Origin of the sequence: Actinokineospora sp. UTMC 2448 (genome assembly GCF_024760565.1) — a bacterium.
Lineage (GTDB): Bacteria > Actinomycetota > Actinomycetes > Mycobacteriales > Pseudonocardiaceae > Actinokineospora > Actinokineospora fastidiosa.
On sequence record NZ_CP031087.1, the window covers coordinates 5,047,420 to 5,059,669 of the forward strand.

At 72.2% G+C, this 12,250-nt stretch carries 14 protein-coding genes; 6 read left to right on the top strand and 8 right to left on the bottom strand.

The window, feature by feature from the left end; translation table 11 throughout:
* Positions 1-60: 60 nt before the first annotated feature.
* Entirely contained in the window at positions 61-918 is an 858-nt protein-coding gene (locus tag Actkin_RS22885) for a helix-turn-helix transcriptional regulator (RefSeq protein ID WP_258907975.1), read from the top strand.
* Here the strand turns inward: Actkin_RS22885 and Actkin_RS22890 are convergent.
* The 7 genes from Actkin_RS22890 to Actkin_RS22920 all read right to left on the bottom strand — a co-directional run bounded on the left by Actkin_RS22890 (position 915) and on the right by Actkin_RS22920 (position 6,797).
* Positions 915-1,262, bottom strand: coding sequence for a DUF3817 domain-containing protein (locus Actkin_RS22890; RefSeq protein ID WP_189211864.1), 348 nt, complete (start codon positions 1,260-1,262; stop codon positions 915-917). The two genes, Actkin_RS22885 and Actkin_RS22890, sit on opposite strands and share 4 nt — an antisense overlap.
* A 14-nt stretch (positions 1,263-1,276) precedes the next feature.
* Positions 1,277-1,603 (bottom strand): hypothetical protein, encoded by a 327-nt coding sequence (locus Actkin_RS22895; RefSeq protein ID WP_189211462.1) that lies wholly within the window; start codon positions 1,601-1,603, stop codon positions 1,277-1,279.
* Between the two features lie 37 nt (positions 1,604-1,640).
* Positions 1,641-2,435, bottom strand: a complete 795-nt coding sequence (locus tag Actkin_RS22900) for a lytic transglycosylase domain-containing protein (RefSeq protein WP_229786991.1) — start codon at positions 2,433-2,435, stop codon at positions 1,641-1,643.
* A gap of 1,061 nt (positions 2,436-3,496) precedes the next feature.
* Positions 3,497-3,991: a helix-turn-helix transcriptional regulator gene (locus Actkin_RS22905; protein ID WP_189211464.1), complete on the bottom strand. Its 495-nt coding sequence runs from the start codon at positions 3,989-3,991 to the stop codon at positions 3,497-3,499.
* Between the two features lie 175 nt (positions 3,992-4,166).
* Positions 4,167-4,328, bottom strand: coding sequence for a hypothetical protein (locus tag Actkin_RS22910; RefSeq protein ID WP_189211465.1), 162 nt, complete (start codon positions 4,326-4,328; stop codon positions 4,167-4,169).
* A gap of 202 nt (positions 4,329-4,530) precedes the next feature.
* Complete coding sequence (locus Actkin_RS22915) at positions 4,531-5,661, bottom strand: CaiB/BaiF CoA transferase family protein (RefSeq protein WP_189211466.1); 1,131 nt, start codon at positions 5,659-5,661, stop codon at positions 4,531-4,533.
* Positions 5,662-5,675: 14 nt separating this feature from the next.
* Positions 5,676-6,797 carry an acyl-CoA dehydrogenase family protein gene (locus Actkin_RS22920; protein ID WP_189211865.1) on the bottom strand — a complete coding sequence of 374 codons (1,122 nt, stop codon included), beginning with the start codon at positions 6,795-6,797 and terminating at the stop codon, positions 5,676-5,678.
* 128 nt (positions 6,798-6,925) lie between these two features.
* On the opposite strand from Actkin_RS22920, the gene Actkin_RS22925 reads away from it, so the two are divergent.
* Positions 6,926-7,534: a TetR/AcrR family transcriptional regulator gene (locus Actkin_RS22925; protein ID WP_189211467.1), complete on the top strand. Its 609-nt coding sequence runs from the start codon at positions 6,926-6,928 to the stop codon at positions 7,532-7,534.
* A gap of 144 nt (positions 7,535-7,678) precedes the next feature.
* Here the strand turns inward: Actkin_RS22925 and Actkin_RS22930 are convergent, their stop codons facing one another.
* A complete protein-coding gene (locus tag Actkin_RS22930; protein WP_189211468.1) occupies positions 7,679-8,143 on the bottom strand; it encodes an NUDIX hydrolase in 465 nt (154 codons plus the stop codon).
* Between the two features lie 256 nt (positions 8,144-8,399).
* On the opposite strand from Actkin_RS22930, the gene Actkin_RS22935 reads away from it, so the two are divergent.
* From Actkin_RS22935 to Actkin_RS22950, 4 genes are all read left to right on the top strand, one after another.
* Positions 8,400-10,559, top strand: a complete 2,160-nt coding sequence (locus Actkin_RS22935) for a sensor histidine kinase (protein WP_258904218.1) — start codon at positions 8,400-8,402, stop codon at positions 10,557-10,559.
* The gene (locus tag Actkin_RS22940) at positions 10,559-11,224 is read left to right on the top strand and encodes a response regulator (RefSeq protein ID WP_189211470.1); all 666 of its coding nucleotides are present in this window, start codon (positions 10,559-10,561) and stop codon (positions 11,222-11,224) included. Before Actkin_RS22935 ends, Actkin_RS22940 begins: the two co-directional genes overlap by 1 nt.
* A 34-nt stretch (positions 11,225-11,258) precedes the next feature.
* Positions 11,259-11,504, top strand: a complete 246-nt coding sequence (locus Actkin_RS22945; protein ID WP_189211471.1) for a DUF2630 family protein — start codon at positions 11,259-11,261, stop codon at positions 11,502-11,504.
* A gap of 106 nt (positions 11,505-11,610) precedes the next feature.
* Positions 11,611-12,249: a helix-turn-helix transcriptional regulator gene (locus Actkin_RS22950; RefSeq protein ID WP_258904221.1), complete on the top strand. Its 639-nt coding sequence runs from the start codon at positions 11,611-11,613 to the stop codon at positions 12,247-12,249.
* Position 12,250: the final 1 nt, after the last annotated feature.

Below are 12,250 nucleotides of genomic sequence, written 5' to 3' on the forward strand. Positions count from 1 at the left end.
CGGGCAGCCTCATACCATGACCGCTTGACATTTACCAGATGAGCGACGATGCTCGCTGACATGGGTAGATCAGGGGGCACAAGCCGTAAACGTGAAGAATTAGCCAACTTTCTGCGCACCAGAAGATCGCGTTTAAGACCGAGTGATTGCGGTTTGTCCGCTTCGCCCGGGCGCAGGCGCACTCCGGGCCTGCGCAGGGAGGAAGTCGCGGTCCTCGCCGGGATCGGCACGTCCTGGTACACGTGGCTGGAGCAGGGCAGGGACATCAACGTCTCGGAGTCGGTGGCGCGCGCGATCGGGTCGGCATTGCGGCTGAGCCCGTCGGAGATCCGCTACCTTTACCAGCTGCTCGATATCAACCCGCCGCCCTATCTGCGCGACGCGGCCGATCCGCGCGCCCTCGATCTGGGATCAATCGTCGACGAATGGATGCCGAGTCCGGCACTGGTGATCGACAGCCTTTGGAACCTGCTCGCATACAACACCTCGGCGGCCGTGGTGTTCGGAATTGTCGAATCCGAACCCAATCTGCTGGTGAGCTTCTTCACAAATCCAGCCGTCCGCGCCCGTTACGTCGACCCGCTGCGCACCGGGCGGCTGGCCGTAGCGCAGTTCCGCACCGGCGCGGCCGCGCGCTATGACGACCCGGAGTTCGTGCGCCTGGTGAACGGCCTGCGCGAGCGCAGCCCGGAGTTCGCCGCCCTCTGGCACAGCCACGAGGTCGTCGACGCCTGCCTCAAGGTGAAGGAGCTCGACCACCCCGAGGTCGGGTCGCTCTGCTTCGACACGCAGTCGTGGCAGCTCGACGGGCCGGACATCCGGCTGTTCCTGCACCTGCCCCGGCGCCAGTCCGACACCCGGGCCAAGCTCGCCCACCTGCTGCGCGTGCGCGAGCCCGCGCTCGTCGCGGGGGTCTAGACCTTCTCCCCGGCGCGGACCTTGCGGGTCACGGAGCGCTCGACGATGAAGGACACGAAGGGGATCATCCCGGCGATGAGCACCCACAGCGTGCCCTTGACCGACCAGCGCGCCTTGAGGGCGAGGTCGAACGCCACCACGAGGTACACCGCGTAGAGGAAGCCGTGCGCCGGGCCGACGATCGCCACGAAGGAGGCGTTGTCGAAGGCGTACTTGAGCACCATCGCCGCGACCAGCGCCAACAGGCCGACACCGACGACGTAGGCCAGCACCCGGTAGCGGGCGAGGGCGCCGCGCACCCCGGGGGCGGACACCGCCTGGGCCGGGTTCTCCTCGTCGGTCATGGGGTCGCTCTGTGTCATCGGGGTTCCTGATTCTCGTGCAGCCTGGCCAGGTAGCGGTTGTACGCGGCGAGCTCGTCGTCGCCGGAGTCGTCGATCACCGGGCGCGGGGGCGGGGGTGGCGGCGCGGCGGCGACCGGGTCCTGCGGGCGGGTGCGCAGGCGGTGCCAGCGCCAGAACATGTACGCCGGGGCGAGGCCGAACAGCGGCCACTGCAGGACGTAGCCCAGGTTCTGGAAAGTGCCGTTGGCCTCGGTGAACCGGTCCCACTGCCACCAGGCGAGCGCGCACGCCGCGACCAGGGACAGCAGGCTGACCCCGACGATCACGACTTTGCGCAGCACAACCCGATGCTAACCCCCGTGACCTGAGAGATCGCGCTCACGTCCGGCTCTCGCGCGCGTACCGCTCGGCCAGGCCGAACACCTTCTGCCCGTACTCGACGGAGTTGTTGTAGGAGAGCACGCCCGCCCACCAGCCCTCCGGCGTGCGCAGGTCGCGCCCGCCCGCGCAGAGGTACCGGCCCGCGGCGAGGGCGGCGTCGTCGATCTGCTGGGGGTCGCCGACGCCGTCGATGTCGGCGTCGGAGGACCAGCGGGCCCAGGTGGAGGGGATGAACTGCATGGGGCCGACGGCGCGGTCGACGGTCCGGTCGCCGTCCAGCGCGCCGCCGTCGGTGTCGGCGATGGCCTTCACCCCGGGCGAGCCGTCCAGCGGGACGCCGATGATGGGCGTCGACGGGCGGCCGTCGGCGCCGAGGGTGCGGCCCTGGTAGCGGCCGTGGTCGGACTCCACCCGGCCGATGCCCGCCAGGGTGGCCCAGGACAGGCCGCAGTCGGGATCGGTCGACCGCACGACCAGCTCGGCGTTGCCGTAGGCCATGAGCGCGCGGGCGGGGACGTCCGTCCGGGTGGCGACGTCGTCCGCCCAGGCCTTCAGCGGATCCGCCCCAGCCGCCCCCGCCTGCGGCGCGGGCGCCCCCACCCGCACGGGCGCGACGGCCCCCGGCTCCACGTCGACCGCGGGCACCTGCAGAGCAGGGATATCCGCCACCGGCCCGGCAACCGGCGCCGAGGTGACCCGCACAACCCACACAACACCAGCCGCGACGACCAGCACGGCGACCACAACCGCCAACCTCAGCAGTGCGCCCCGCACGTTCCGCCGCTCTCCCACCACACTCCCCTTCCCCCCAGCCCAACGACGGGGGCGGAGCGAACGTTACGCGGTAGTAGGTCTCCCCGCGTCCAGTGGGCGGGGGTGCTGGGCAGGACCGGCAGGCAGGAGCGCTGCCCTCATCGGCAGGTCACCCCGAAGGGGTCGGCGGCCTTCGCGGGGCACAGCCCGGCGACCGCGCCTGGTGGCTCCGCGGGCGGGGGCACCCACGACGGGGGCTGGGAGGTCGGCACCTGGGCGGTGGCGGCCGTGGCAGGTCAGACCAGGCCCACGGCGATCCCCGGTGGACAGGTTTGCCGAGGTCAGAACGCCGTGGAGGAAGAGCGGTGCACCGCACGCGCCGCAGCGGGACATGGGTCGCGCTTCTCGCCAGCAACCACCCGCCGATTCCCCGGCGGCGGGCCTTGGAGCCGACAGGGCTGGCCCCAGTCCTTCCGGAGTGGACCGCTGCTCTCGGGACCAGGCCGCATCGCCACCCGCCCGCAGACCGTTCCGGGGCCCCGAGCCAACCCCACGGCAGGTAGGACGCACCCGACGTGCCGCTGGTGGGGTTGAAACCCGTCCTCGCGGCTAGACCGAATCACCGACCCACCCCGCAAACGGTCGCGGAGTTCCCGGCCAGCACCCGCACAGCAGGCGGCAATACACGGCGAGCCGTTCGTCCCGATTGGGCTCGCCCCCGCAGCAAGGCCGGTTCGCCACCCGCCAGCGAAACGATTCCTGGAGTCAGGCCTCGCCCGGACCACCACCCGCCGACGAGACGGTTCCCGAGGTCAGGCCACCCTGCCACCAGGCGCAGCGGTATTCGGCGCGCCGGGTGGGTCGTGGGCTCGGCCGCGTCGCCAGCCACGATCGCCATCGGCCGGCGCAACGATCCCGGAGTCAGGCCGCCCTCGCGCCGGGCATAGCGGTATCCGGCGTGGGGCGGGTGTGGTGGGCCTCGTGGTCAGGCTGGGGCGCCTGGGGTGGGGAGGCCGGGACGCGGGCAGGGCGGCATCCTGGTGGACGTCGCCGCCGCGCGTGTGGGGGTCAAGGGGCCCGAGGGGGCGCCTTGGGCCTGGTCAGGCGACGCCTTCGCGGCGTTGGCGGGCCAGGCGGGCTACGCACCATGCGGGGGCGCTGCCCCTGCGGAGGTGTTCGAGGACGGTCAGGGGGCCGAGCCTGCGGCGCAGGTCGGAGGGGGCCAGGCCCGCCGCCCGGTAGTCGAGGGCTCGTTGGTCGAGGGGGCTGAGACCGGCGTCCCACCACTCCTCGGCCTCGGCGACGCCGCCGACCATCTGCCACCAGCCCGCCGCCTGGGCGAGCAGCTCGGCGGGGACGCCGGGCAGTCGCTTGCGCATGGCGTCCACGTAGCGCGGGTCGGTGGCCTCCACGTCGGCCCAGCGCTGCGCGGCGCCGCCGCGGGCCCGCTGGCCGGGGATTCCCGGCTGCGCGGGCACTGGGGCCTCGGCCAGCCACTCCGACGCGATCCGCCTCGCCTCTACCGCGTCGGCGTCCTGGGCGCGCTCTGCGGTCCACTGCCGGACCAGCGCGTCGACCCCGGATTCGTCGAGCATTCCGCCTCCCTGGAGGTCTCATGATCACTCGATGGCTGAAACCGTAGGGGCAGGCACCGACAGATCGCCAGACCCAATTTCCGTGCCGACCCCACCTACCGGTGGTTAACCCCCGAGATCCACCCGGACGGTCCAATTTGGATCTTATCCGGACACCGGAGATCACCCTGAGTGATCAGGCGAACAGGCTCCGCAGGAAGGTGATGATCGCCTCGGCGCCGTCGCGCAGCCACCCGAAGATCCCCTGGACCGCGTTCGCGGCCGAGTTGGGCTGCGAGATCACGTAGAACAGCACGATCGCAACGCCTGCCACGATCAAGATCTTCTTGACGTCCATCGCCCTCTCCCTGTCCGATCGACGCGCGGTAACCCGTCCGGCGCGCCTCCCGCTGACATGATCGCCCAACTTGTGCACCGGTGACCACGGTTCGCGAGACTCTCCGTGCACAACGGTACGGCAAGCCAGCCTTCGGATACGGGATGTCACCCAACGGGCGCAACCACACGATCACCGGCCGATGATCACTCCATGGAGTGATCTAGGCGATGATCCCATCGGCCCGGAGCTGCGCGATCTCCCCTTCGGTCAGTCCGAGGTCGATCAGCACGGCGGCGGTGTCGGCCCGCGCCTGGCTCGGCGGGCTCGGCGTGTCGGGGGCGGTGCGGCTGAACTTGGGCGCGGGCGCGGGTTGGACGCCGCCGCCAATGTCGACAAAGGTCCCCCGGGCGACGTTGTGCGGGTACGTCCTGGCCTCCTCCGGCGTCAGGACCGGCGACAGGCAGGCGTCGGTGCCCTCGGCGAGCTTCGCCCACTCGTCCCGGGTGCGGGTGCGGATCGTGTCGGCCAGGATCTCGCGGAGCGCGGTCCAGTTCGCGGGGTTGGTGTGCTCGGGCACGTCCTCCAGCCCCAGCACCTCGACCAGCGCCCGGAAGAACCGGTGCTCGATGGCCCCCACGGCCACGTACTTGCCGTCGGCGGTCTCGTAGGTGTCGTAGAACGGCGCGCCGCCGTCGAGCAGGTTCTGGCCGCGCGGCTGGTTGAACGCGCCCAGGTTGCGCAGCCCGTGCAGGTGCGTGGCCAGCAGCGCGGCCCCGTCGACCATGGACGCGTCGACGACCTGGCCGCGCCCGCTGGTCTGCCGCTCGACCAGCGCGGCCAGCACGCCCATGGCCAGCAGCATCCCGCCGCCGCCGAAGTCGCCGACCAGGTTCAGCGGCAGGGTCGGCTTGTGTCCGGCCTGGCCGATCGGGTCGAGCGTGCCGGACACGGCGATGTAGTTGATGTCGTGCCCGGCCGCCTGCGCCAGCGGCCCGTCCTGGCCCCAGCCGGTGACGCGCCCGTAGACCAGGCGGGGGTTGCGGGCGTGCAGGTCGTCCGGGCCGAGGCCCATCCGCTCGGCCACGCCCGGCCGGAAGCCCTCGATCAGCACGTCCGCGTCGTCGGCCATGCGCAGCACGATGTCGCGCCCGACGGGCGACTTGACGTCGACGCCGATCCAGCGCCGCCCCCGGGTGAGCGGGTCGTTGGGGAAGCTGAGCACGTCGAAGCCGGGCTGGGCCCGGTCGACGCGGATCACCTCGGCGCCGAGGTCGGCGAGCATGGTCGCGGCGAACGGGGCGGGCGCCAGGCCCGCCAGCTCGATCACCCGCAGGCCGGTGAGCGGTCCCACGTTCTTCCTCTCCCTCAGAGCGTGCGGGCGATGATTTCCTTCATGATCTCGTTCGTCCCGCCGTAGATCCGCTGCACGCGCAGGTCGGTGAACATGCGCGCGATCGGGTACTCGTTCATGTAGCCGTAGCCGCCGTGCAGCTGCAGGCAGTCGTCGACGACCTTCATCGCGCGGTCGCTGGTCCACCACTTGAGCATCGCCACGGTCGGGATGTCGAGCTCGCCGCGCAGGTGCTTGCTGATGCAGTCGTCGAGGAACACCCGGCACACGCGCGCCTCGGTGGCGACCTCGGCCAGGGTGAACTTGGTGTTCTGGAAGCCGAACACCGGGCGGCCGAACGCCTGGCGGTCCTTCGTGTACTGCAGGGTGACCTTGAGCGCCAGCTCCATGCCGACGACCGACGACACGCCGATGATCAGCCGCTCCTGCGGGAGCTGCTGCATCAGCTGGATGAAGCCCTGGCCCTCCTGCGGGCCGAGCAGGTTGGCCACCGGCACGCGCACGTCGTCGAAGAACATCTCGGCGGTGTCCTGGGCCTTGAGCCCGACCTTGTCCAGCACCCGGCCGCGGCGGTAGCCCTCGCGGGCGGTCTCCACGCCGATCAGCGAGATGCCCTCGGCGCCCTTGGTCGGGTCGGTCTTGGCCACGACGATGACGAAGTCGGCCTGGCCGCCGTTGGTGATGAACGTCTTCGCGCCGTTGAGCACGTACTCGTCGCCGTCGCGGACGGCCTTGGTCTTGACGTTCTGCAGGTCCGACCCGGTGCCGGGCTCGGTCATGGCGATGGCGCCGACCCACTCGCCGGAGGCCAGCTTGGGCAGCCAGGACCGCTTCTGCTCCTCGGACCCGTAGGCCAGCACGTAGTGCGCCACGATGCCGTTGTGCAGGGACACGCCCCAGCCGGAGTCGCCTGCGCGGGCCTGCTCCTCGATCAGCACGACCTCGTGGGCGAAGGTGCCGCCGCCCCCGCCGTACTCCTCGGGGATCGACAGGCACAGCAGGCCGACCTCACCGGCCTTGCGCCACAGGTCGCGGTCGACCTCCTTCTGCTCGATCCAGCGCTCGACGTTGGGCGTCAGCTCCTTCTCGCAGAACGTCCGCGCCAGGTCGCGGAAGGCGTCGAGGTCGTCATCCATCCACGGCGAGCGGTTCACCGGAGCCTCCACGGGGTGAAAAACAATCAGTCCGGAATGTATCTTCAGGAGCGAAGGTACCCGCACGGTCGACGGCCCGTAAAGTCCCGCCGAGGACTTGGGAGGTTTCGGTGGCCACACGCACCCACCGCACGCAGCAGGAACGCAGCGAGCAGACCCGGGAGGCGCTGCTCGACGCGACGATCGAGTGCCTGGTCTCGCTGGGCTACGCGCGCACCACGGTGCAGGAGATCTGCGCGCGGGCGGGCGTGTCGCGCGGGGCGCAGCAGCACCACTTCACCACCAAGGCCGAGCTGATGACGGCCGCGCTGCAACACCTGTTCGGCAGGCTGATCACGCAGGTCACCGCGTCGGCGAAGGAACTGCCGCCGGGCCCGGAGCGGATCAGCCATGGCATCGATCTGCTCTGGGAGGCCTACTCCGGGACGCTGTCGACGGCGGCGGTGGAGCTGTGGGTCGCCGCGCGGACCGACGCCGAACTGCGGGAATCGCTGCGCCCGGTGGACCGCGCGCTCGGCCACGCGACGCTGTCGCTGTACCGGGAGGCGGCAGGCGACCTCCCCGAGGCCGAGGTGGAGACGTTGCTGCTGCTCAGCGTCAACCTGGTCCGCGGCCTGGCGCTGGACGCGATGATGGGCGGCGACGAGGCGCGGCGGGTCCGGCTGCTGGAGGAGTGGAAGGCCACGGTGCTGGAGCGGTATCTCGCCTTCACCGGCTGAACAGCGGTGGCCCACCCGGCCCTCGCTCGGGTGGGCCACCGCTCATGTAGAGATGAGGGCGCAACTACCCGATAGTGACGTTCGCTTTCGCGAACACTTTCCATCCCGGGGTGATCGGTCCACCGGACAGGGGATGACCTGGCCTTAGTCCGCGTACTGCCACCATTCGTCCGACCAATAGGTGTCGGCGACCTCGAACGCGGTGATGCGGTCGGCCTCGCGCCAGGGGGACACCGCGTCGAGCTGGGCGAGGTCCACCCAGTCGGTCTCGTCGTACGCGGTGAGGTTCGGGCGCGGGTCGCCCGCGTCGAGGTCGAGTGTGGACTGGCTGGGCAGCTGGCAGCGCAGGACCCGCAGGACGGCCGGGTCGCCGGTGGACGTGGGCCAGGAGACCAGGGCGCGGTCGGACAGGATGCGGTCCACGCACCGCAGATCGATCGCGAACTCGACGGTGAACAGCTCCGCGAGCGCGCTGGCCTCCGAGCCGCCCTCCGGCACCTCGACGCCCGGCAGCTCCCAGTAGCCCGCCACCGGCTGCGGCCTGCAGCGGCGGGCCACGAACAGGCGTCCCGCGCGGACGATGGCGGCGCCGACGACAACGGTCTCCATGCCCGCCAGCCAATCCCGGCGCGGCGGTCCCGGCGTGGGCCCGGAGGGCGGCCGTCGGGGCGACCGCGTCCGCCCGAACGGGAACGGGCGACCGGGTTGGTCCAGCGATGGGCCACTGGGCGGGGAACGGAGCAGGCGCCACTGCTCCATCCGGGTGGCCGCGGCCGGGCTGACCAGGCGAGGGGACTGTCGCGGAAGCAGTACCGTGCGGGATGATCGCCGCGTGTCCGGTCGGCGGTCGGGTGCCATCGTCCTGTTGGTCTCCCTCGCACTGCTCGGCGCGGCCGGGTGGTGCCTGCTCTCCCGCGCGCTCGCGCCCGGCGACGGGGCGACGGTCAACCTCGGCGACGCTGCGCACTCCCCCGCGGGCGTCGTGGTCATCACCGCCGACGCCGGCAGTCCGCTGCGGCCGGGCGACCTCATCGAGTCCATCGACGGTCGGGAAGTGCCTCACGCGGGCGGGCCTGCCGCGCAGGTGGGAGACGTCCTCGTCTACCAGATCGTGCGCGACGGTGTCGCGCAGTCGATCCCGGTCCCGCTGCGCCCCTACCCGCTGACCCGCGACCTGAACAACGGCTGGCCGACGCTGCTGGTCGCCGGGCTGCTCGCGGTCATCTCGATCACCATCTTCCGCGTGCGCCCCAGCGAACCGGCGGCGCGCGCCGCGCTGCTGGCGTCCGGGTTCGCGGTGCTGACCACGACCGGCGCCGCGGTCTTCGGGCTGCAGCCGCTCGACCTCGCCGCGGGCGACCAGTTCTGGCGGTGGTACGTCGGCGAGGCCGCGTTCGTCCTGCTGTGGGGCGCGATGCTGCACTTCGCGCTCGTGTTCACCGGGCCTCGCCCGCTGTGGCAGGTCGGGTCCGCCTACCTCGGCGGGCCGCTGCTGTACGGCGTCGTCTCGCTCATCTCCCCCACCTTCGCCACGACGGCCTCCCCCGCGATGCCCGCCCTGTTCGTCTACCCGATCCTCGTGCTGGGCGTGCTGATCCACACCTACGTCACCGACGTCGAGTCGCGCAGGCGCCTGCGGCTGCTGGCCATCGCGATGGGCGCGGGCGTGCTGACGTACCTGGCGGTGTGGGCCCTGCCGACCGCGCTGGTGGGCGCGCCGCTGCTGCCCGAGCGCTACCACACGCTGGCGTTCCTGCCGGTGCCGATCGCGGTGGCGACGGCGATCCTGCGGCACCGGGCGCTGGACATCGAGGTCGCGATCAGCCGCTCGCTGGTCTACGGCGTGGTCAGCGCGGGCATGATCGGCGCCTACATCGGCGTGGTGACGGCGTTGTCGCTGCTGTTCCCGCCGATGGACCGGCTGTGGCAGCAGGCGCTGGCCGCGGCGACGCTGGCGGTGCTCGTGCAGCCCCTGCACGGCTGGGTCCGCGAGCGGGTCAACCGCAGGCTGTTCGGCCATCCGGACGACCCGTACCGGGTGGTGTCCATTCTGGCCGATCGGCTCGCGGGCACCCGCGCGCCCGGCGAGACCCTCCCCGACATCGTGGCCACGGTCGCGCGGGCGCTGCGCCTGCCGTACGTGGCCGTCGAGTTCGCGGGCCCCGCCGGGCCGGAGACGGCGGCCAGCACGGGCGAGCCGACGGCCGACACGCACCGCCTGCCGCTGACGTTCTCCGGCACGCCGGTCGGCACGCTGATCGCGGGCGGGACGGGCGTGCTGCGCCGCCGCGACCGGGTCGCCCTCGCCGACGTGGCCGCGCACCTCGGCGCCGCCGTGCACACCGCCCGGCTGACCCGCGACCTGCGGCGCAGCCGCGACCGGCTGGTCCGCGCCCGCGAGGAGGAGCGCAGGCGGCTGCTGCACGACCTGCACGACGGCGTCGGCCCGACGCTGGCCGCGATCGCGCTCGGCCTCGACGCCGCCCGGCGCGGGGTCGACCCCGACTCGCCCACCGCGGCGCTGCTGTCGCGGCTGCGCGCCGAGCTCGCCGACGCCGTGGCCGAGATCCGCAGGCTCGCCCACGGCCTGCGGCCCCCGGTGCTGGACCAGATCGGGCTGGTCCAGGCGCTGCGCGCGTACGCGGGGGCGCTGGCCAGCCGCACCGCGCAGATCGGCGGGCACGAGGGCGTCACGATCATGGTCGAGGTGCCGACAGTCATGCCGAGGCTGCCCGCGTCCGTCGACGTGGCGGCCTACCGCATCGTGTGCGAGGCGCTGACCAACGTCACCCGGCACGCCGCCGCGCGATCGTGCTCGGTGCGGCTGTGGGTGGACGACGAACTGCACATCGAGGTGGTCGACGACGGCATCGGCCTGTCGGAGGTGGCAACCGCGGGGGTCGGCCTGGCGTCTATGCGGGAGCGAGCGGCCGAGCTGGGCGGCGATTGCCTGGTGCGGTCGGACGACGGCGGCGGCACCCGCGTGCTGGCCACGCTGCCGCTGCCCAAGGAGGGGGTGCCGTGATGACGTCCAGCGCCGTGGCGACGACGCGCGTCCTGGTCGTGGACGACCATCCGCTGTTCCGGTTCGGACTGTGCACCGTGCTGGCGGGCGAGCCCACCGTGGACCTGGTGGGCGAGGCGGCCACCGGGGCGGAGGCGATCGCGGCGGCCGGGGCGTTCGGGCCGGACGTGGTGGTGATGGACGTCCACCTGCCCGACATGACCGGCATCGACGCCACCCGGGAGATCGTGGCGTCGCGCCCCGACACCGGCGTGCTGATGCTGACCATGTTCAACGACAGCGAGTCCGTCTTCGCCGCCATGCGCGCGGGCGCCCGGGGCTACCTGCTCAAGGGGTCCGGCCAGGAGGAGATCGTGCGCGCCGTGCACGCGGTCGCCCGCGGCGAGGCGATCTTCGGCCCGGACATCGCCAGCCGGGTCCTGGGCTTCTTCACGACCCCGCCCGCCGCGCCGGACGTGCCGTTCCCGGAGCTGACCTCGCGCGAGCGGGAGGTGCTGGCCCTGCTGGCCGACGGGGCGAGCAACGCGGCCATCGCCTCCCGGCTCACGCTGAGCCCGAAGACGGTGCGCAACCACGTGTCCAGCATCTTCGCCAAGCTGGCCGTCGCCGACCGCGCGCAGGCCATCGTCCGGGCGCGGCAGGCGGGCCTGGGCAGCGGCCGCTGATTCGGCCGGGTGTCCCCCGGGTACCCGGGGCGGCATGGACGACACCGACATCCACGACCGCATCAAGGGCCTCATCGACGAGGAGCACCGGCTGCGCGAGCGCGCCCAACAGGGCGACATCGAGCCCGACGACGAGGCGCGGCGGCTGCGCGCCGTCGAGGTCCAGCTGGACCAGTGCTGGGACCTGCTGCGGCAGCGGCGGGCGCTGCGCGGCGCGAGCGACGACCCGGACGCGGCGGCGCCGAGGGACGAGAGCACCGTCGAGAACTACCGGCAGTAGGCGGAAAGGGCACCAAGAAGGGTCCCAACCGGGACACCGGTCCCATGCGCCCGGGACGCCTGAAAGGGCAAGGTATCGGGCAGCCGAGCGAACAGGGGTGGGGACCATGTTGGAGCAGAACCGGACCGCCGTCGTCATCAGGGCAACGGACCCGATCTTGCGCAACGGGGTGCACATGGCGCTGCGGACCAGACCGGAGGTGTGGCTGGTCGACGACATCGCCGCGGCGGACGTCAAGGACGCGGTGGCCCTCGTCGTGGCCGACCGGTTCGACGACCGGGCCAACACGCTGCTGAAGTCGGTGCAGTGCCGGGGGTTCGGCCGGATCGTGCTCGTCGCGGGCGAGCTGGAGGACACCGAGATCCTGACCGCCGTCGAGGGCGGGGTGTGTGCGGTGGCGCGGCGCAGCGAGACCACGCCGGACGTGCTCGTGCGGCTGGTCAAGGCCGCTGCCGCCGGGGAGGGCGCGCTGCCGCCGGACCTGCTGGGCAGGCTGCTCAGCCGGGTGTCCCGGCTGCAGCGGCACGTGCTGGAGCCGCGCGGGCTGCACCTGGCGGGCATCACCAACCGCGAGACCGAGGTGCTGCGGCTGGTCGCGTCCGGACTGTCCACAAAGGAGATCGCGGACAAGCTGTGCTACTCCCAGCGGACGGTCAAGTCGATCCTGCACGACGTGACCAACCGCTTCCAGCTGCGCAACCGCTCGCACGCGGTGGCCTACGCCCTGCGCGAGGGCCTGATCTGAC